The following is a 19,866-nucleotide window of genomic DNA, read 5'->3' as shown; positions in this document are numbered from 1 at the left end:
TTCTTATAGCGCCGTCATCGCGTGATGCAGACCGGTTTCAAGGCGAGTCCACTCGTTTTCCGTTGCCGGTAGGCCGAAGCGCACGCTCGCCGGATCGGCGAAGAAGCGTGTCCAGACGCCTTGCTTTGCTAGCGCATCATGAAGTTGCGCGGCGCGCGTGTCGGCGATCCATGCGAAGAGCGGCGTCGAATGCACGATGAAGCCGTGCGCCGACAGCAGCGCAACGAGACGGGCGCTTTCCCCTGCAAGCTGCGCGCGCATGTCGTGCTGCCATGTTGTATCAGCGAATGCGGCGCTGACGGCATGGCGCGCCGGGCCGCTGACGGTCCATGCACCCAACGTTTCATCGAGCGATTCGAGCAGTGAAGGGCACGCCAGCACGAAGCCCGCGCGCCCGCCCGCGAGACCAAAGAACTTGCCAGGCGAGCGCAGCACGACGAGTCCTTCGCGATGCGTCTGCGCAGCAAGCGACTCGGACGGCATCGCATCGGCGAATGCTTCGTCGAGGATCAGCATGCCGCCACGTTCGCTCAGCGTTTCATGCCATCGCAGCAGCGTCGCGGCGCGCAGATGCTCGGCCGTCGGATTGTTCGGATTGACGACGACGGCATGCGTGATGTCGTCGGGCAGCGCCAAACGTGTGACGTCGAGTGTCGTGATGCGATGTCCGGCGCGCGCAAACGCAGGCGCGTATTCGCCATACGTCAGCGGCGCAATGCCGACCGTGCCTTGTCGAAGCAGATGAGGCAGCGCGCGGATCGCCGCCTGGCTTCCCGCGACAGGCAACACATGCGATGCGTCCGGCGCGCCGTAGTAACGTGCTGCACGTTCAGCGAAGCCGTCGCCGTTGTCGGGCAGACGCCGCCATGCATCGGCGGGAACGGGCGGCACCGGGTAACCGTGCGGATTGATCCCCGTCGACAGATCGAGCCACGCGTCATAAGGGATCTCATAGCGGCGCGCCGCTTCATGCAGATTGCCGCCGTGCTGAATGGTTTGCGTCATCGTCTAACTCTGAAACGGCACGCTCAGCAGCGCGAGCGCGATGAACATGGCGAGCCACAGGATCACGCTGCGCTCGACCAGTATCAGCGCCGCCTCGATATGCTGCGCGCTGGCCGCGTGACCTGCGCCGAGCGTCGGACGCTGTTCTATCACGCCGTGATAGACCGCTGCGCCGCCGAGCAGCACATTGAGGCTGCCCGCGCCAGATGCCATCACGGGTCCCGCGTTCGGGCTGTCCCAGCGCGGCGCCTGTTCACGCCAGCATTGCAGCGCGGTGCGCGTGTCACCGAGCAGCGCGTAGCTGAGGGCGGTCAGCCGCGCTGGCACGTAGTTGAGCACATCGTCGAAACGCGCGGCCGCCCAGCCGAAGCGCAGATAGCGCGGCGTGCGATAACCCCACATCGCATCGAGCGTATTCGCGAGACGAAACGCCAGCGCGCCCGGACCGCCGAAAATCGCAAACCAGAACAGCGCGCCGAAGATTGCATCGTTGCCGTTTTCCAATGCTGACTCGACGGCGGCACGCGACAGCGCGCTTTCGTCCGCGTGCGATGTTTCGCGCGACACGATGCGCGCCGTCAACACGCGCGCCTGCGCGAGATCGCGTTTCGCGAGCGCCCGGCCGATCGGCTCGATGTGATCGTGCAGGCTGCGCGCGCCGAGCGCGAAGTAAAGCAGCGCGACATGCAGCGCGCACGACCAGATCAGCGGCAGCGTCAGCACGAGCCATGTGGCGATCAGAACGGGCGGCGCGACGGCAAGCAGCCACGCGAGAATGCCGAACAGCCGGCCGCGCCGGCCCGTGTTCAACGCGGCTTCGAGCTTCGCCGCGAGCTTGCCGAAGCCGACCAGCGGATGCGCGCGGCGCGGTTCGCCGAGCCATTTGTCGACGGCGACGGCTGCCGTGGCGAGCGTCGCGACAAGCGGCAAGGACAGCAGCATCATGCGTGGCTCGCGGGTTTCAGTTGCAGCGGCAGGCCCGCGACCATCATCGTTGCTTGCGTGCTAATCGCGGCAATGCGCTGGTTCAGTCGGCCGAGTTCGTCGACATACAGACGCGTTGTCGCGCCGAGCGGCACGACGCCAAGGCCGATCTCGTTGCTGACGACGATGATCTTCGCGCGCGCCCGCACGAGCGTCGTTTCGAGCGCGGCGAAACGGTCGAGGTAATCGGCTAGCGGCGGCGAGCCGTCGGCAGGGCAGAGCAGGTTCGCGAGCCACAAGGTCAGACAGTCGATCAGCACGCAGTGCTCCGGCTGATCGATCGACGCGATCGCTTGTGGCAGATCAAGCGGCGCTTCGAGCAAGGCCCACTGCGCGGGCCGTCGTTCGCGATGACGCGCGACGCGAGCAGCGAACTCGTCGTCGCCAATGCGCGCCGTCGCGACATAGGTCACGGGCAACGCGCTCGCGCTCGCGAGGTGTTCGGCGTGCAGGCTCTTGCCCGAGCGCGCGCCGCCGAGGACGAAGGTGAGGTCGCGGGAAATCATCGCGTGATTGTACCGACTGTACCGACTGTCCCATCGTTCAAGCGCGGCAGCACGAGTGCGATGGGATAATGCGGGCTTCCTCTCTCACCCTGTTCGCGCACCCTGTGGCTTCCATTCCCGACGCTTCGTCTGAATCGCTCGATGTGCCGCGCGGCACGCTGATGATTCAAGGCACGACATCCGATGCGGGCAAGAGCACGCTCGTCGCCGGTCTATGCCGTCTCGCGCGGCGCGCGGGCGCGCGGGTCGCGCCGTTCAAGCCGCAGAACATGGCGCTCAACAGCGCAGTGACCGTCGACGGCGGCGAGATCGGCCGCGCGCAGGCATTGCAGGCGGTGGCCGCGCGCATCGACGCGCATACCGACCTCAACCCCGTGCTGCTCAAGCCGACCAGCGACCGCGGCGCGCAGGTGATCATCCACGGCAAGGCGCGCATGAATCTCGATGCGCGCGCGTATCACGACTACAAGCCCATCGCGTTCGAAGCGGTGCTCGAATCGTACGCGCGGCTGAAGGCGTCGTACGACACGATCTTCGTCGAAGGCGCGGGCAGTCCCGCTGAGATCAATCTGCGCGAGCGCGACATCGCGAACATGGGTTTCGCGGAGGCTGTCGATTGCCCCGTCGTGCTCGTCGCCGACATCGATCGAGGCGGCGTGTTCGCGCATCTGACGGGCACGCTCGCCTGTTTGTCTGAGACCGAGCAGGCGCGCGTGCGCGGCTTCGTGATCAACCGCTTTCGCGGCGACGTGAGCCTGTTGCAGCCGGGGCTCGACTGGCTGCAGGCGAAGACGGGCAAGCCCGTGCTCGGCGTCGTGCCTTATTTGCATGGCCTTACGCTCGATGCCGAAGACATGCTGCCGCGTGAGTTGCGGGCGGCGAATGCGGAAGGTCTGGAGATGCTGCGCGTCGTCGTGCCCGTGCTGCCGCACATCAGCAATCACACGGATTTCGATGCGCTGCGCGCCCATCCGCAAGTCGATTTCCATTACGTGCGCGCGGGCGGCACGCCGCCGCCCGCGGATCTGATCATGTTGCCCGGCTCGAAGAACGTGCAGGGGATCTGGCATTTTTGCGCGCACAGGGCTGGGACGCCGTGCTGCAACGGCATCTGCGCTACGGTGGGCGGGTGATCGGCATATGCGGCGGCATGCAGATGCTTGGGCGCGAAGTGGCGGACCCGTATGGCGTCGAAGGACCGCCCGCGACGGTGGCCGGGCTCGGCTGGCTCGACTTTTCGACGACGCTCACGCGCGAGAAGACGCTCAAGAACGTGACGGGACGCCTCGCGACTGAGGCTGCCGCGATTGCGGGCTACGAGATTCACATGGGCGAAACGCAAGGGCTCGCGCTCGATGCGCCGGCGCTGTTGCTCGCCGACGAGACGGGCGGCCTGCGCCCCGACGGCGCCCGTTCCGCCGATGGCCAGATTCTCGCGACCTACGTGCACGGCCTGTTCGACACGCCCGCCGCGTGCGCGTCGCTGCTCGCGTGGGCGGGGTTGAGGGAAGCCGAGGCGATCGACTATCCGGCGCTGCGGGAAGCGTCGCTGGAGCGCCTCGCCGATACGCTCGCGGAACATCTCGACTTGAAGCGGTTGTGGGCGGCCGTCGGTTGATTCGTTCTCAACAGGAATTAATCTAAGCCGCCAAGACGATTTTTCCTACGCATCGGTTCGAATAAAGTCCGTTCCATCGACAGCGCATTCCGCGCGGTCAAACCCGATCCCAAGGAACCGACATGAACCCGTCCGTCGACAGCAAACCCGAGCTTGCCGCCACGATCCTGCGCGTCGCGCTAGCCGTGTTGTACCTGGCGCACAGCCTGCAGAAAATCTTCGTCTTCACGCTGCCGGGCACGGCGCAATTCTTCCAATCGATCGGTTATCCGGGCTGGCTCGGCTATCTGACGGCCTTCGTCGAGCTGGCCGGCGGCATCGCACTGCTGCTCGGCGTGCAGGTCCGCTGGGTCGCGCTGGTGCTGCTGCCGTTCATGCTCGGCGCGCTGTCGGTGCATCTGCCGAACGGCTGGGGCTTCGCGTCGCCGCATGGCGGCTGGGAGTACCCGGCGTTCTGGGCGGTCACGCTCATCGTTCAGTCGCTGCTCGGCAATGGGCTGTATGCAGTGGGCGGCGTGAAGGCGGCGTCGATCGGGCAGGCACGCAAGGCGGCTTGATCTTTCAGCAGACGGCTGGCGCAGCAACGCCAGCCAACAATTGAAACGGCGCGCAGGCATTTCCGCCTCGCGCCGTTTTGTCATTTCAGTGCATCAACTCTCAGTACAAGACGATCTGCGTGCAGCGAAACAGCGCCATCGTCTTGCCGTCGGGTGCCGTCACGGTCGCGTCCCACACCTGGGTGCTGCGGCCCAGGTGCACGGCCTTTGCAACGGCGCGGATCGTCCCTTCCGTCGAAGTCCCAAGGAAATTGCTCTTCAGCTCGATCGTCGTGAAATTGCGTGCGTTGTCGGGCAGATGCGCGAGGCACGCGTAGCCGCAGGCGGTGTCGGCGAGTCCGATCACGGTGGCCGCGTGCAGGTAGCCGTTCGGCGCGAGCAATTCGCTGCGCACGGTCAGTTCGGCCGTCAGCACGCCTTCTTCCAGGCCCGTGACGCGCACGCCCAGCAAGCCCGGCAGCGAGCCTTTCTGGCGTTCGTGAAGCCGGTCGATCGTGTATTCACTGCGAAGTTTGCTCATGGTCATGATTCTCGAAAAAAGGGGCTGGAAGCGTCCCTCAAGCGCGTAGGGACTTCGGCCGGACGGGTTTTGCCGATATTATCAACGCCTGGAACCAATCGGCCCTGCCGCGTGCACAGGCAACGGAACGGCACGGACCGTCGCCGCGAGCCGCAACGCGCGGGCGGGCCGGAAGTCGAGCGGCAAACCGGCTGGCCAGCGCCAGCCATCTTCCCGGGAGAATTCATGACGGTGATCGTGGTGGCGAATCCAAAGGGCGGCGTGGGCAAGAGCACGCTGTCGACCAATCTGGCTGGCTATTTCGCGGCGGAAGGCCAGTGGGTCGCGCTCGCCGATCTCGACCGGCAGCAGTCCGCGCACGCATGGCTCGATCTGCGTCCGGAAACCCTGCCGGCCATCGAAACCTGGGAGGTCGACCCCGATGCGCCGGCGAAGCCGCCCAAAGGCCTCGAGCAGGCCGTGATCGACACGCCTGCCGGACTGCACGGCAACCGGCTGAATGTGGCGTTGTCGCTGGCGGACAAGGTGATCGTGCCGCTGCAGCCGTCCATCTTCGATATTCTCGCAACCAAAGAATTTCTCGAGCGCCTCGCCAAAGAGAAAGCCGTGCGCAAGGGCGCAATCGAAATCGGCGTCGTCGGCATGCGGGTGGACGCGCGCACGAAGTCGGCGGACCAGCTGCATCGTTTCGTCGAAGGGCTCGATCTGCCCGTGCTCGGCTATCTGCGCGACACGCAGAACTACGTGCAGCTCGCGGCGCACGGCCTGACGCTGTGGGACGTCGCGAAGAGCCGGGTCGAAAAAGATCTGGAGCAGTGGGCGTCGATCACGTCGTGGGTCGACGGGAAGGCCGCGCACGGGAAGGGGGGCGGCAAGAAAGACTAAAGGCGCTTGTCGCAAGCGCCTTTAGTGATGTCGTGCAGATGATTCAGGCAGCGGGAGCGATCAGCTCCAGCTTTGCGTCGGCACGTGGTCCCGGCTGCCCTTGATCACGTTGTTTTCGTCGACGAACACCAGATCGGGCTTCCAGCCCGCCTTCAGTTCTTCCTCGTCGACGTTCGCGAACGCCGCGATGATCACCAGGTCGCCCAGTTGCGCGCGCCGCGCCGCCGAGCCGTTCAGCGAGATCATGCCGCTGCCGCGCTCGCCCTTGATCGCATACGTCGAGAAGCGCTCGCCGTTGTTGATGTTCCAGATGTCGATGCGCTCGTTTTCGACGATGTTCGCCGCTTCGAGCAGGTTCTCGTCGATCGCGCACGAGCCTTCGTAGTGCAGTTCGCAGTGCGTGACGACTGCGCGGTGAATCTTCGACTTCAGCATGTTGCGTTGCATGGCTAATCCTTCTGGGCGTCAGATTTCAAGGTTGTCGATCAGGCGCGTCGCGCCGAGCTTCGCGGCGGCGAGCACAACGAGCGGCGCGTCGAGCTCGTGCGCGGCGGGCGCGACGAGGTTCGAACGCTTGCGGATCGCGATGTAGTCGGGCTTCCAGCCGCGCACAGCCAGCGACGCCACAGCTTCCTGCTCCAGCTTCGCAAAGTCGCGGTTGCCCGACAGCACGCCTTCGCGCACGCGGGCGAGCGCGACGGCGAGCATCGGCGCCTCGGCGCGCTCGGCCTCGCTCAGAAAGCGGTTGCGCGAGCTGAGCGCGAGGCCGTCGGCATCGCGCACGGTTTCGGCGGCGATGATGTCGCACGGCAGCGCGAACTGCTCGGTCATTGCGCGCACGATCATCAACTGCTGGTAATCCTTCTTGCCGAACACGGCGACGCGCGGCTGCACGCACGACATCAGTTTCATCACGACCGTGCAGACGCCCGTGAAGAAGCCGGGCCGAAACTCGCCTTCGAGGATGTCGCCGAGATCATGCGGCGGATGCACCCGGTATTCCTGCGGCTGCGGGTACATGTCGCGCTCCGTCGGCGCGAACAGCACGTAGACGTTTTCCTTCTGCAGCTTGTCGATGTCGTCCTGGAGGGTGCGCGGATACTTGTCGAAGTCTTCGTTCGGTCCGAACTGCAGGCGGTTCACGAAGATGCTCGCCACCACCGGGTCGCCGTGCTGGCGCGCGAGGCGCATCAGCGACAGATGGCCCTCGTGCAGGTTGCCCATCGTCGGCACGAAGGCGGTGCGGTTCTGGCCGCGCAACTGGTCGCGCAATTCCTGGATCGAGCTGATGACTTTCATGATCGGGCGATGTTGTGAGTCACGCCGACCGCCGGCAGGCGGCAGCGAGGCTCGCGGTTGTCTCGTTCACGCGACGGTGCGCGCATTTTCGGGAAATCCATCTGAAGCCCGGCGCAGGCCGTCCGGCAGGCTGGCTTCGAGCGCGGGATTGTAGTGGATTTATTGTCGTGCTGCACCGAGTTTGGGCGGCGGGGTAAACGCCTGGAATTCCGGATATTGAAACGCAGCGCGGGCTGGGTAAGCCACGCGAGGCCATGCGGTACGGCGTCCGGAAAGCTTCGTTTCGGTTCCGTGAACGGCTGCGACAGCGGGAAGAAGGCGTGCTGCAATGACGTCCCCGCGCGCGGCCGGCAGCCTGTCAGGCCGGCAGATAGGCCAGCCGCACGTAAATCGGCGCGAACGGCTCGGCTTGCGTGATCTCGATCAACGATTCACGCGACAGTTCGAGCATCGCGATGAAGTTCACGACGACGACGGGTACGCCGCGCGTCGTGTCGAACAGTTCGGAAAACTCCATGAAGCGCGCGCCCTGCAGCCTGCGCAGGATCACGCTCATGTGCTCGCGCACGGACAGCTCTTCGCGCGAGATCTTGTGATGCTGGACGAGCTTCGCGCGCTTGATCACGTCGGCCCACGCGGAGCGCAGGTCGTCCGTGTTCACGTCGGGGAAGCGCGGCGTGATGCTTTGCTCGATATACACCTCGGCGCGCAGGAAATCGCGTCCGAGTTGCGGCAACTGGTCCAGACGCTGCGCCGCGAGCTTCATCTGCTCGTATTCGAGCAGACGGCGGACCAGTTCGGCGCGCGGGTCTTCCGCTTCGTCGCCCGTGTCGGCCTTCTTCACGGGCAGCAGCATGCGCGACTTGATCTCGATGAGCATCGCGGCCATCAGCAGATATTCGGCGGCGAGTTCGAGATTGGTCTTGCGCAACTGTTCGACATAGCCGAGATACTGGTTCGTGACTTCGGCCATCGGAATGTCGAGCACGTTGAAGTTCTGCTTGCGAATCAGGTACAGCAGCAGATCCAGCGGGCCTTCGAACGTCTCCAGAAAGACTTCGAGCGCGTCGGGCGGGATGTAGAGATCCTGCGGCAGCTTGAACAGCGGCTCGCCGTACAGGCGAGCGAAAGCGATGCCGTCGACGGTGTTGGGCGTCGAGTCGGTAGCGGGCGCGGCGAGCGCTGCGTCGGGCTGTCCCGAAGCGGCGCGGGCCTCGTCGGCGGTCGTCACTTAGAAGTTCTGGTAGTAGACGTACGAGTTCTGCTTCACGCGTGCTTCCTGATTGGATGCACGCTCGTCGAGGTCTATCGGCTGCTTGTCCCACAGCAGCGAGCGGCCGCGGCGCTGCTCTTCTTCCAGAGTGGGCTTTTGCTGCTTCAGTTGATTCAGGAACTGCGTGATATCCGATTGATACATGGCTCGACGTCCGTGAATGAAGATGACGGCGCCCCGATGTGCTGATGACGCGGGGCCGCTCGTGCAGAACAGGATTTTACCGCAAGCTCGCCAGCCCCAAGCGAAAAGTCGGCGGAACCGTGGGCGGCCGGCGGCGTCCAAGGCGGGCGCCCGTTGCACCGTGCCGTTGCAGGGCCACGTGCAGCGCCGTATCCCGTAAATGGCGCGGCGCCGCCGATGTGTTCAAATAGCGCTCGTTCCCCCTGCGCCCAGGCGGGCCGGGTGTCGGCATTCTTCAACAATGGTCAATAAGAGCCGGAGGTCGTGTTTGGCGGGGTGGGCCATCGAGCGGTCGCGCAAGCATCGCAACGAAAGCACCGTGACGGGCTGTCGCGTGATGCAGCGCGCATCGTTTGCGGCGATGCTGCTGCGTGCATGTCTGTCGTGCGGGTTCTGCGTGCTGCTGCTCGTCACGACGCACGCCCATGCCGCGCGCGCGAAGCCGACTTACGAGGTCGACGTGGAAGCGGAGCCGCGCTCGTTGCGCAAGCTGCTCGAAGAGCATCTGGACATTTCCCGCTTCGCGAAACGCGAGGACATCAGCCCCGAGCAATTCGACTTTCTCGTGACGGCGACGCCGCAGCAGGTGCGCGATCTGACGTCGACGCAAGGCTATTTCACGCCCGTCGTGCGAACCGACGTGCGCACCATCGACGGCAAAAAGGTGGTGCGCGTCTCTGTCGATCCCGGCCCGCGCACGACCATTTCGTCGATTTCACTGTCGTTTCGCGGCCCCGTGCTGACGGAAGACCCCGAGCAGGAAAACAAGACTCGCTTTGCGTTCTCGCTGCACGAGGGTGAACCGTTCACGCAGTCGGATTGGGACGACGCGAAGGAAGCCTCGCTCAAGGCGCTCCAGTCGCGCCGCTATCTGGGCGCGAAGATCGCGCGCTCGGAAGCGCGAATCGATCCGCGCACGCACGACGCGAAGCTGTCCGTCACCTACGACAGCGGCCCCACGTTCACGATGGGCCAGATGGACGTCGAGGGCACGCGGCGCTATCCCGAACGTATCGTCAGGAACGTGAATCCGATCTCGCCGGGCGAAGTCTACGATGTCCAGCGCGTGACCGAGCTGCAGCGCCAGTTGCAGAACACGCCGTACTACGCGAGCGTCGCGATCGATGTCGGCAACGACACGGAAAAGCCGCTCGACACCCCCCTGCACGTCAAGGTCAGCGAGTTTCCGTACAACAGCGTGCGCGGCGGCGTCGGCTATTCGACGGACACGGGCGCGCATGTGCAGGGCTCGTATTCGTATCTCGACACGTTTGGCGCGGCCTGGCCGTTTACCGTCGCTGGCCGGCTCGACCAGATCCAGCAGTACGGCCAGGTGACGCTTGCGATGCCGCCGGGCGCGCGCGGCTGGACCAACAGCGCGCTCGTGTCGTACACCAGCACCGACGTGTCTGACACGCGCATCTACAGCTTGCGAGCGGGCGTGCAGCGCACGCGGACCTCGCAGTACATCGACTACGCGTACTCGCTGCTCTACTACCAGGACAGGCTGGACCAGAATACCCAGGCGCCGACCACGAGCCGCGCGCTCGTGCCCGCGTGGTCATGGACCCGCCGCAATACCGACGACCCGCTGTTTCCTCGCTCGGGCAACCTGATTCGCGTCGAGGCGGGCTTTGCAGTCAAGGGCGTGGCGACCGACCAGACCTTCATTCGCGGCTATGCGCGCGGCCAGCAATACGTGCCCGTCGGCGCGCGCGACCTCGTCCTGTTTCGCGCGGAGCTGGGCGGCGTGTTCACGAGCGGGCCGTCGAGCGGCGTGCCCGCGTCGCTGCTGTTCCGCGCGGGCGGCTCGAACTCGGTGCGCGGCTACGGGTATCAGAGCATCGGTAACAACGTCGGCGGCTCGATTCTGCCGACCAAGTACCTCGTGACGGCCACTTCCGAATATCAGCACTGGTTCAACCGCGACTGGGGCGCGGCCGCGTTCTTCGACATCGGCACGGCCACCGACGCGTGGGGCGAGAAAGTCTTCTATCCGGGCGTTGGCGTGGGCGCGCGTTGGCGCAGCCCCGTCGGCCCGGTCAACATCGATATCGCGTACGGCACGCGCAACCGCAGCGTGCGGCCGTATCTGACGCTCGGTATCGCGTTCTGACATCACACTGAATCGACGGCACTTTTTGAGCATGACGACGGACCCATCCGAAAACCCATCCGAGCATCCGTCCGGCGGCGCACCGCCTGGCGGAGAGCCGCCGGGCGGCCTTCCGCCGGGCGGCCCTTCGCCGGGTGGTCCGGATGGCTCGGACACGCCGCCGCCGAGGAAGCGGCGGCGTTTGTGGACGAAGATCGTGTGGGCGATCACCGTGCCGGCCGTGCTCGTTGCGCTGGTCGGCGGGCTGCTGTACGGCGTGATCGTCACGGAGCGCGGCACCGCGTACGCGTGGCAGACGGCCGTGAAGCTGCTGCACGGCCAGCTCGAAGGCAAGCTCGACGGCGGCGCGATCGCGACGGGGCTGCATATGCGCGACGTGCGCTGGCGCAGCCTCGACGGCAGCGGCACGGATATTCGCGTCGACCGCATCGACGGGAAATGGGCGCTGTCCGACAAGCCGTGGCGTTTCGTCGTCGATTATCTGCATATCGGCACTGTCGATGCGCGCATCGCGCCGTCCACGTCGAAGTCCGAACCGATGAGTCTGCCGAAGGATCTGCGTCTGCCGCTGCAACTGGCCGTGCGCGATCTGAGCGTCGAGAAGCTGATTCTGCATGAGGGCGCATCCACCTCCGAATACGCGCGGCTGCTGTTTCATGGGCGCAGCGATGGGCGTCATCACGAAGCGTCCGTCGATCGCCTCGACACGCCGTTCGGCGCGGTGACGGCCGCGGCGAAGCTCGACGGCGTACGGCCGTTTCCGCTGACAGGCGACGCCGGCTATTCGGGCAAGGTCAACGACGAAGCCGTGCAGGTGCGCGCGCATCTTTCTGGTTCGCTCGAAACGCTGATTGCCGAGCTCGACGCATCGGGGATGAAGCTGACGGGCCACGCGCGCGTCGAGGCGACGCCGTTCGCGGAAGTGCCATTGCAGCGCGCGACACTGGTCTTCGATCACGTCAATCCGCAAGCCTTCGCGCCCGGCGCGCCGCTGGCCGATCTCGCGGTCCGCGCGGAATTGCAGCCGGTGCAGCGGGACGCGGCGGGGCATGTGGTGCCGGCGAGTGGGGTGGATGTGGCAAGTGCCGTGGCGGCTGCGAGCACGGTCACGGCGGCGGGTTCGGCGGGTTCCGCAAGCGCGGTGAAGTCAGGGCGTACTGCAAGTTCCGCAAGCGCTGCGAAATCAGCGCGTGCGGCCAGTTCGGCGAGCGTAGTGAAATCTGCGCGTGCAGCCAGTTCGGCCAGCTCGCCACAAGCAGGCCGTGCGGCAAGTTCGGCAGTCCTCGCGAGTGCGGCAAGCGCGCCGCACGCAGCCTCTCAGGCGCAAGCCCACGCCGCCCATGGTTCGCCAGGCTTTGCGGTGCAAGGCCAGGTGTCGATCGTGAACGCGAAGCCCGGCTCGATTGACGCGCATCTGCTGCCGCTGATCGACGCGCGTGCCGACGTGCGGCTCGACGCCACGGCGCAGCGCATTTCGAACCTCAATGTGCGTTTGCTCAAGGAAGCGACCGTCACGGGCGGCGGCGCGCTGATGGGCAAGCGCGGGCAGTTCGACCTGAAGGTCGCGAAGCTCGATCTGAACGCACTGCAGGCGAGCGTGCGGCCGACGCAGTTCGCCGGCCCCGTCTCGATCCGGCTGAACGACGACGTGCAGAGCGTCATGCTCGATCTGAACGATCCGAAGGCGGCGCTGCGCGTGCAGGGCAAGGTCACGCTCGACCCGGCGCGCACCAGTTTCAACGACGTGCGCGTGAGTTCAGGCAAAGGACGCATCGACCTGAACGGCGCGATCAAGCGTGACGCCAGTTCCACCTATAACCTGAAGGCGACGCTGACCGACTTCGATCCGCTGTCGCTGACGACGCAAACGCCGTCGCGCGCGGCGGCGCCCGCCACTACCACCGGCGCAGGCAGGGGCAAAGGCAAGCGCGCACAGGCCAGCCCGCCGACAGCGCCTGCGAAAGCACCCGCGTCGCGCAAGATCGAAGCGCGCGTGAACGGCACGCTGACGGCGGCAGGCTTGCTCGCACCCACCTTCACGACAAAAGCCGAGTTCCGTCTCGGCGAAAGCGTCTACGACGGCCTGCCGATGACGGGCAGCGGCACGATCCAACTGGCCGGTTCGCGCATCCTGCCAAGCCGTGCGAATCTGTCGGTGGCGGGCAATCAGGTCGATCTGCAAGGCAGCTTCGGCGCGCGCGGCGACCGGCTGCGCTTTCATATCGACGCGCCGGAACTGGAGCGCCTCGGCTTCGGCCTCGCCGGCCTCGTCGCGGCGCAGGGCGACGTGACGGGCACTTTCGAGCATCCGAACGTCGCGCTCGACTACAAGGCGGACAGTGTCGTATTCGGCGCGAACACGGTCGGGCACGCCGAAGGTCACGCCGAACTGCGCGACGGCGCGAACGGCGCGATGGTCTTCACGACGGATGCGCGCAACCTCAGCACGGCGGGCGTCGAACTGAACACGCTCACTGCGCACCTGAACGGCACGCGCGCGAAGCACACGCTCGAGGCCGCCGCGACGGGCGCGCTGCAAGGCCGCCCGCTCGATCTGGCCGTGGCCGCGAACGGCAAGCTCACCGACGCGCGTGACGGCACGCACTGGGACGGCACCGTCACGCGTCTGTCGAACAAGGGCACGCCCGCGCTGAACATGGAGACGCCGTTGACCGTCAGTGCTGGCGGTCAGCGCGTGACGCTCGGCCCGACGCGGCTCACGCTGGAAGGCTCGGTGCTCGATCTGAAGTCGTTTGCGCTCGATCACGGGCGTATCAAGTCGGCGGGTACGCTGACGGGCGTGTCGGTGGCGCGCATGCTCGAACTCCGCCAGGAATTCACGGGCGTGCCATCGACCTTGAAGACAGACCTCGTGTTCGACGGCAACTGGGACTTTGCGCTCGGCGAGACGGCGACGGGACATATCGAGCTGAAGCGGCGCGGCGGCGACATCACGATCGAAGTGGGACGCGGCTTCGCGCCGCTCGGCATCACCGACGTCGCGGCGCGCGCGGACTTCAGCGGCGGCAATCAGTTGAACGCGACCGTGCATGCGCAGGCGAGCCGCATCGGCGTGGTCGACGCGGCGGCGCACACGACGCTTGTGCCACGCGACGGCGTGCTGACAGTCAACGACGAAGGGCCGCTGTCGGGCTCGATCAACGCGAACGTGCCGTCGCTGAAGACGACGGGCGGCCTGTTCGGGCCGGGCTATCTGCTCGACGGACACCTGGCGCTGAAGCTCGCGCTCGGCGGCACGGTCGCGAAGCCGAATCTGTCGGGATCGCTGGTTGGCGACGGGCTGTCCGCGACGCTCGTCGATCTGGGCGTGCAATTGAAGGACGGCGTGGTGCGCATCGCGCTGTCCGAGAATCTCGTCGATTTCCAGCAGGTCGAGTTCCACGGCGCGACGGGCACGCTGCGCGCGACGGGCCGCGTGCGCCTCGACAACACCGAGCCCGATCTGACGGCGAGCATCGTTGCCGATCAGCTCGAACTGTTCGCGTCGCCGGACCGGCAACTGACGATGTCGGGCAGCGCGAGCGTCGCCAACGCGGGCACGCAGGGCGGGCTCGCGATCAACGGCAAGTTCGTCATCGATCATGCACTCTTCGACATGCCCGAAAAGTCGGAGCCGCGTCTGGGCGACGACGTCGTGGTGGTGCGTCCGGATGGATCGGTGGCGAGTGGCAAGCCGCAGGAAATCGGCAATTCGAACAAGCCCGTCGGCGCGTTTGCGCCGCGCGCGAACATCGATATCGATCTCGGCCAGAAATTCCGTTTCCGCGGCCAAGGCGCGGACGTCGGCCTGCGCGGTACGATCACGGCGCTGTCCGCGCCGAATCTGCCGCTGAGGGCTGTGGGCAACGTGCGCGTGACGGAAGGTTCGACCTATATCGCGTTCGGTCGCAAGCTTGGCATCGAGAATGGCTTCTTCACGTTCAACGGACCGGTTGCGAACCCCGGCATCAATATTCTTGCGATGCGCCGCAACCAGCAGGTCGAAGCGGGCGTGCAGGTGACGGGCACGATCCAGTCGCCCGTCGCGAAGCTGGTGTCGGAGCCGAACGTGCCCGACAACGAAAAGCTGTCGTGGCTGCTGTTCGGCCACGGCACCGATCAGGGCAACAACGTCGGCCAGCAAAGCACGATGACGACGGCGCTTGCGTTGCTTGGCAGTGCGAGCGGCAAGCGCATCGCGCAGGAGTTCGGGCTCGACGAGTTCTCGATCGGACGAAGTGAAGTGGGGCTGACCGATCCGCAGGTCGTGATGGTGTCGAAGGCGATGAGCGAATGGCTTGTGATCGGCTACGAACAGGGTTTGCAGTCGGCGAGCAACGCGATCAAGGCGACCGTGAACCTGACGCGTTACTGGTCGGTGGCCGCGTATGGCGGCACGTTCCAGGGGATGGATCTGCAATACACGCGGCGCTTCGACCGGATGCGGTGGTAATGAAAAAGCCGGCGGCCCGCGAGATCCGGGCCGCCGGCTTTGTGCAACGAGAGGCTTAGTGCCGGGCGTTATTTCGCGGCGCGCGCCTTGACGAGCGCCAGCACGTTCCGGCCGAACTCCTCGGGCCGTCCTTCGAAAATCCGTTCCACAGCTTTCGTCTCGATCATCCGGGTGCGCAGTGCTTCGCGCTCCTCATGCCGGGTGGCGAGCCGTACGGCGGCGCGCACATATTCGTCGACAGAATGCGCGGTCAGCCAGTCGGGCATGCCACATCGTCCGAACAGACCGCTGTCGATATGTTCGAAGACCTCGCGTCCGCACAGGTTGACGCCGGGCAAGCCGAGCGTGAACGCATCGACGATGCCGTTGGTGTTGCCGAACGGGAACGGGCTCACGAACATGTCCATCAGGTTGATCACCTTCAGGTAGGCCGGATAGCTCATCCCGCCATACACCACGACGTTTTCGAGCGGCAGCGCGGATTCGACCAGCCGGCGCACGTACGCGATATCGAGACCTTCGGCCCAGGACGTCATGAAATGGAAGCCCACCGGGATGCCGGCTGTGTCGATGATGCGGCGGCACGCGTCGAGAAAGCGCGGATTCAGCTTCATGGCGCTCGCCGTCACGGCGATATTGATGAACTCGCCGCGCTTTGGAAGGCTGGGCGTGACGTCGGTGAGCAGTTTGGACGGCACATACGGCTGGCCGTCTTTCGGCAATTGCATCAGCTTTTCGCTGAAGCACGCGGGATCGCCGACGAAGTCTTCCTCGACGCTCACATAGTCGATGCACTCGGCGTGCATCGTCGCGGGATGGCCGAGCGCGGCGATCTGCAGCGGCGCGACTCGGACGTTCGTCATGAAGACCGTATGCGGGAACATGCCGACGCTCGGCATGTACAGCACGGCCGCCTGATTCTCAAGTGCGAAGTCGCGGACCTGCCGGACGATCTCGCCGACATACTCGGGATGCTCGAACGGAATGAAGCGGTCGAACACCGCGCGTCCCGCTTCGTCCACGTGCTGCGCTTCGCCGAACGCCACGACTTCGAAGCGCTCGCGCGCGGCGAGCATCGTGCGCGAATGCGTGCGATAGATCGAGTGACCGCCGTTGAACCATTCGAGCACGACGACCATCAACGGTTTGCGCTCGCCGCGCGTTGCCGGCGCTTCGGGCGCTGCAACGCGGCCGACTTCGGCTTCGTGCTCGAGCAGGCCGAGCGTGCCCAGCTTCTTGCGCACGAGCCGGCTGATGCCGCGCTTGATTGCGTGCCGGTTCGGCAAATCGGAATAGCTGCAATGCATGTACGCGCCGCAGACGGCCGGGCCGGCCAGATCGTCGAGATCTTCGATGGTTTCGAGGGCGCTGGGCAGCCATTCGATCAGACGTTCGCGCTTGGCGTGCGCCGCGGGCGAAATCACCACGGCCGAACTGACGACCGACATGCCGAGGCTCGTTGCCAGCACGGGATCGCTCTTTGCCATGTCGGCGAGATCGATGTCGTATTCCGATTCCACGGTGTAGAGCACGATCTGCTTCCTGATCAGCGCCTTCGCGACGTCGGCGGCAGGTGCTTCACCCGCGTCGGCGAGCAGCGCGCGCAGAATGTGGTCCGTGTTGCCATACGCCGACGCGACGAACAGCATGTTGAGGAAATGGCGGGCGGAGAAAAGCTGGTTGAACTGTTTTTCGTTGAGCTGGAATTGCGGATCGGAGAGGAGAGCGGTGACGGCGTGCGTGATGCGTTGCAGTGTCCGCGCGCCTTCTTCGCTGTCGGGTTGGGTGGGATCGGCGAGCGCCAGTTCGACGCCGGGCAGTCTGCTGCGGTTCGAGGCCAAGGTGTTGAACAACACGATCAACTCTTCGTTCGCGGCGTCGTGATCGCGCGCAGCAACGAGGGATTCGAACCGGTCGAGGGAGAATTCAGTGCTCATGTCAATGCTCTGTGGAAGCGGCTCGGATTGCGCGAGCGCGTCATGTTCAATGGAAGGCGGGAGGCGCGGCGGCGTGGCTGATGCATCCACCGTGAAGCGCGTGCCGTCTGCGTAAGAGGCCGGCGGCGCGCGTCTCATAAAGCGATCTCGATTTTCGAAGAATTCTCTGTGGATGAATCTAGGAGGAGTCTTATTTTGAGAAAGGAACCCGCTGCAAAAAGCGCAGTCGTAGGGACGAAAAAAAAGCACGTCAGGAGACGTGCTTTTTTGCGTGGGCGCGGGGACCCCGCGGGAAGATGGCCGCTTCGGCGTTACTTGACGCGCATGCCGGGCTTTGCGCCGCTGTCCGGTTCGAGCACGTAAATGCCCGGTTCAGCCTTCTCGTCAGCCGCCGATGCCGCGAGCACCATGCCTTCCGACAGCCCGAACTTCATCTTGCGCGGCGCGAGGTTCGCGACCATCACCGTCAGCTTGCCGACCAGTTGCTCCGGCTGATACGCCGACTTGATGCCCGAGAACACGTTGCGCGTCTTTTCTTCACCGACGTCGAGCGTGAGTTGCAGCAGCTTGTCCGAGCCTTCCACCGCGCGGCAGTCGACGATCTTCGCGATGCGCAGATCGATCTTCGCGAAGTCGTCGATCGAGATGATGCCGCTATCCTCGGGCTTCGCTTGCGCGTCGCCGTGCGCGGCCGCTGTCGCTTTGGCGTGCGCCTTGGCCTTGATCTTGGCGTCGGCGGCCTGGGCTTCGGGCGACGCAGTCGGCTGCAGCGAGCCGCGGTTAGCGGCGAGCAGCGCGTCGATCTGCTTCGGATCGACGCGCGTCATCAGATGCTTGTACGCGTTGATCGCGCGCGCCGAGTTCAGCGGCGTATTCGCGTGCGACCAAGTCAGCGGCTCGATACCGAGGAACGATTCGGCCGCTTCGATGACCTTCGGCAGCACGGGCTTAAGCGCGAGCGATAGCAGACGGAACGCCTCCAGCGAGACGCTGCACGTCTCGTGCAGCGCGACGGCATTGGCCGGGTCCTTCGCCTGATCCCACGGCTTGGCCGTATCGACGTATGCGTTGACGGCGTCCGCGAGTTCCATCGTCTGACGCAGCGCGCGGCCATAGTCGCGTGCTTCGTAGTGCGCGGCGATCTGCGGAATCGCCGTGCGCAACGACGCGAGCAGCGGATGCTGCATCGCGCTGTCCTGCACGCGGCCGTCGAAGCGCTTGATCAGGAAACCCGCCGCGCGGCTCGCAATGTTCACGTACTTGCCGACGAGGTCGCTGTTCACGCGCGCCTGGAAGTCTTCCAGGTTCAGGTCGATGTCTTCCATCGTGCTGTTCAGCTTGGCCGCGAAGTAGTAGCGCAGCCATTCCGGGTTCATGCCCGTTTCGATCACGCTATTGGCCGTGATGAAGGTGCCGCGCGACTTCGACATTTTCGCGCCGTCGACGGTCAGGAAGCCGTGCGCGAACACGTTGGTCGGCGTGCGGTGGCCCGAGAACTCGAGCATTGCCGGCCAGAACAGCGTGTGGAAATACAGGATGTCCTTGCCGATGAAGTGATACTGCTCGGTCGTCGAACCCTTCTGCACCCACGCGTCGAAATCGAGGCCGCGTTTTTCCGCCAGATTGCGGAAGCTCGCGTAGTAGCCGACGGGCGCGTCCAGCCACACGTAGAAGTACTTGCCCGGCGCGCCGGGAATCTCGAAGCCGAAGTAGGGCGCGTCGCGCGAGATGTCCCAGTCGGCGAGCTTCGCTTCGCCCGCGTCGCCGAGCCATTCGCGCATCTTGTTGGTCGCTTCCTGCTGGGCGAGGCCGCCGACCCAGCCGCGCAGGAAATTCTCGCAGCGCGGATCGGACAGCTTGAAGAAGTAGTGCGTCGAAGTCTTCTTCACGGGCGTCGCGCCCGACACGACCGAATACGGGTTGATCAGCTCGGTCGGCTGATAGGTCGAGCCGCACACTTCGCAGTTGTCGCCGTACTGGTCCTTCGCGTGGCACTTCGGGCACTCGCCCTTGATGAAGCGGTCGGGCAGGAACATTTCCTTGACGGGGTCGTACGCCTGCTCGATGTCGCGCGCTTCGATCAGACCGGCCTTCTGCAAAGCCGTGTAGATCGATTCAGACAATACGCGGTTCTCTTCGGAATCCGTCGAGTAGTAGTTGTCGAACGAAATGCCGAAGTTGTCGAAGTCGCGCTTGTGCTCCTGCCACACGCGCTCGATCAGCTGCTTCGGCGTGATGCCTTCCTGCTCCGCCTTCAGCATGATCGGGGTGCCGTGCGTGTCGTCGGCGCCGACGTAGTAGACCTCGTGCCCGTGCATTCGCAGCGCGCGGACCCAGATGTCCGTCTGGATATATTCGACCAGATGGCCGATATGGATTTGCCCGTTCGCGTACGGCAGGGCAGACGTGACGAGGATCTGGCGGCGGCCCTTCGGCGCGCCGGCGGCGGTGAGGTCCGCGGATTGAACCGCGGTGGCGTCGGTTGCTGACATGTGGGTCTATGGACTGGCGGAAGGTACGGGCGGCCGTC

Annotated in this window: 14 protein-coding genes and 1 pseudogene; 5 read left to right on the top strand and 10 right to left on the bottom strand. The window is 65.2% G+C overall.

Features of this window, described 5'->3' with window-relative positions; translation table 11 throughout:
* Positions 1 to 3: 3 nt before the first annotated feature.
* Genes cobD through cobU form a run of 3 tightly spaced genes read right to left on the bottom strand, consistent with a single transcriptional unit; the run spans position 4 to position 2,495 of the window.
* Entirely contained in the window at positions 4 to 1,005 is a 1,002-nt protein-coding gene (cobD, locus tag H1204_RS12325) for a threonine-phosphate decarboxylase CobD (protein WP_180728524.1), read from the bottom strand.
* A gap of 3 nt (positions 1,006 to 1,008) precedes the next feature.
* Complete coding sequence (gene cbiB, locus H1204_RS12320) at positions 1,009 to 1,950, bottom strand: adenosylcobinamide-phosphate synthase CbiB (protein WP_180728523.1); 942 nt, start codon at positions 1,948 to 1,950, stop codon at positions 1,009 to 1,011.
* Entirely contained in the window at positions 1,947 to 2,495 is a 549-nt protein-coding gene (gene cobU, locus H1204_RS12315; protein WP_180728522.1) for a bifunctional adenosylcobinamide kinase/adenosylcobinamide-phosphate guanylyltransferase, read from the bottom strand. Before cobU ends, cbiB begins: the two co-directional genes overlap by 4 nt.
* A gap of 161 nt (positions 2,496 to 2,656) precedes the next feature.
* Here cobU and H1204_RS12310 point away from each other — a divergent pair.
* Positions 2,657 to 4,113 (top strand): annotated as a pseudogene (locus H1204_RS12310) (cobyric acid synthase).
* 122 nt (positions 4,114 to 4,235) lie between these two features.
* Positions 4,236 to 4,670 carry a DoxX family protein gene (locus H1204_RS12305; protein WP_180728521.1) on the top strand — a complete coding sequence of 145 codons (435 nt, stop codon included), beginning with the start codon at positions 4,236 to 4,238 and terminating at the stop codon, positions 4,668 to 4,670.
* A 100-nt stretch (positions 4,671 to 4,770) separates the two neighbouring features.
* Here the strand turns inward: H1204_RS12305 and H1204_RS12300 are convergent, their stop codons facing one another.
* Positions 4,771 to 5,190 (bottom strand): PaaI family thioesterase, encoded by a 420-nt coding sequence (locus H1204_RS12300; protein ID WP_180728520.1) that lies wholly within the window; start codon positions 5,188 to 5,190, stop codon positions 4,771 to 4,773.
* Positions 5,191 to 5,415: 225 nt separating this feature from the next.
* Here H1204_RS12300 and H1204_RS12295 point away from each other — a divergent pair, with 225 nt between their 5' ends.
* Positions 5,416 to 6,075 (top strand): ParA family protein, encoded by a 660-nt coding sequence (locus H1204_RS12295; RefSeq protein WP_180730945.1) that lies wholly within the window; start codon positions 5,416 to 5,418, stop codon positions 6,073 to 6,075.
* A 60-nt stretch (positions 6,076 to 6,135) separates the two neighbouring features.
* Here the strand turns inward: H1204_RS12295 and panD are convergent, their stop codons facing one another.
* From panD to H1204_RS12275, 4 genes are all read right to left on the bottom strand, one after another.
* The gene (gene panD, locus H1204_RS12290; RefSeq protein ID WP_007588587.1) at positions 6,136 to 6,522 is read right to left on the bottom strand and encodes an aspartate 1-decarboxylase; all 387 of its coding nucleotides are present in this window, start codon (positions 6,520 to 6,522) and stop codon (positions 6,136 to 6,138) included.
* An 18-nt stretch (positions 6,523 to 6,540) separates the two neighbouring features.
* On the bottom strand, positions 6,541 to 7,374 hold the full coding sequence (panC, locus tag H1204_RS12285) for a pantoate--beta-alanine ligase (protein ID WP_180728519.1): 834 nt from the start codon (positions 7,372 to 7,374) through the stop codon (positions 6,541 to 6,543).
* A gap of 358 nt (positions 7,375 to 7,732) precedes the next feature.
* A complete protein-coding gene (locus H1204_RS12280) occupies positions 7,733 to 8,605 on the bottom strand; it encodes a ScpA family protein (protein WP_180728518.1) in 873 nt (290 codons plus the stop codon).
* Positions 8,606 to 8,791, bottom strand: a complete 186-nt coding sequence (locus tag H1204_RS12275; protein WP_180728517.1) for a DUF3460 family protein — start codon at positions 8,789 to 8,791, stop codon at positions 8,606 to 8,608. It abuts the gene before it with no gap.
* Between the two features lie 307 nt (positions 8,792 to 9,098).
* Between H1204_RS12275 and H1204_RS12270 the strand changes: the two genes are divergently transcribed.
* Positions 9,099 to 10,946 carry an autotransporter assembly complex family protein gene (locus H1204_RS12270; RefSeq protein WP_180728516.1) on the top strand — a complete coding sequence of 616 codons (1,848 nt, stop codon included), beginning with the start codon at positions 9,099 to 9,101 and terminating at the stop codon, positions 10,944 to 10,946.
* 31 nt (positions 10,947 to 10,977) lie between these two features.
* Positions 10,978 to 15,399, top strand: coding sequence for a translocation/assembly module TamB domain-containing protein (locus tag H1204_RS12265; RefSeq protein ID WP_180728515.1), 4,422 nt, complete (start codon positions 10,978 to 10,980; stop codon positions 15,397 to 15,399).
* Positions 15,400 to 15,467: 68 nt separating this feature from the next.
* Here the strand turns inward: H1204_RS12265 and H1204_RS12260 are convergent, their stop codons facing one another.
* Positions 15,468 to 17,336 carry an adhesin gene (locus H1204_RS12260; RefSeq protein ID WP_243468485.1) on the bottom strand — a complete coding sequence of 623 codons (1,869 nt, stop codon included), beginning with the start codon at positions 17,334 to 17,336 and terminating at the stop codon, positions 15,468 to 15,470.
* 311 nt (positions 17,337 to 17,647) lie between these two features.
* Complete coding sequence (metG, locus tag H1204_RS12255) at positions 17,648 to 19,828, bottom strand: methionine--tRNA ligase (RefSeq protein WP_180728513.1); 2,181 nt, start codon at positions 19,826 to 19,828, stop codon at positions 17,648 to 17,650.
* Positions 19,829 to 19,866: the final 38 nt, after the last annotated feature.

The organism is Paraburkholderia sp. PGU19 (assembly GCF_013426915.1).
Lineage (GTDB): Bacteria > Pseudomonadota > Gammaproteobacteria > Burkholderiales > Burkholderiaceae > Paraburkholderia.
This window is presented reverse-complemented; position numbering and strand designations above follow the sequence as displayed.

Coding starts and splice junctions, on each gene's coding strand:
- panC (WP_180728519.1), bottom strand. CDS start 7,374: ATGAAAGTCATCAGCTCGATCCAGGAATTGCGCGACCAGTTGCGCGGC.
- cobU (WP_180728522.1), bottom strand. CDS start 2,495: ATGATTTCCCGCGACCTCACCTTCGTCCTCGGCGGCGCGCGCTCGGGC.
- panD (WP_007588587.1), bottom strand. CDS start 6,522: ATGCAACGCAACATGCTGAAGTCGAAGATTCACCGCGCAGTCGTCACG.
- H1204_RS12260 (WP_243468485.1), bottom strand. CDS start 17,336: ATGAGCACTGAATTCTCCCTCGACCGGTTCGAATCCCTCGTTGCTGCG.
- H1204_RS12275 (WP_180728517.1), bottom strand. CDS start 8,791: ATGTATCAATCGGATATCACGCAGTTCCTGAATCAACTGAAGCAGCAA.
- cbiB (WP_180728523.1), bottom strand. CDS start 1,950: ATGATGCTGCTGTCCTTGCCGCTTGTCGCGACGCTCGCCACGGCAGCC.
- H1204_RS12265 (WP_180728515.1), top strand. CDS start 10,978: ATGACGACGGACCCATCCGAAAACCCATCCGAGCATCCGTCCGGCGGC.
- H1204_RS12300 (WP_180728520.1), bottom strand. CDS start 5,190: ATGAGCAAACTTCGCAGTGAATACACGATCGACCGGCTTCACGAACGC.
- metG (WP_180728513.1), bottom strand. CDS start 19,828: ATGTCAGCAACCGACGCCACCGCGGTTCAATCCGCGGACCTCACCGCC.
- cobD (WP_180728524.1), bottom strand. CDS start 1,005: ATGACGCAAACCATTCAGCACGGCGGCAATCTGCATGAAGCGGCGCGC.
- H1204_RS12295 (WP_180730945.1), top strand. CDS start 5,416: ATGACGGTGATCGTGGTGGCGAATCCAAAGGGCGGCGTGGGCAAGAGC.
- H1204_RS12305 (WP_180728521.1), top strand. CDS start 4,236: ATGAACCCGTCCGTCGACAGCAAACCCGAGCTTGCCGCCACGATCCTG.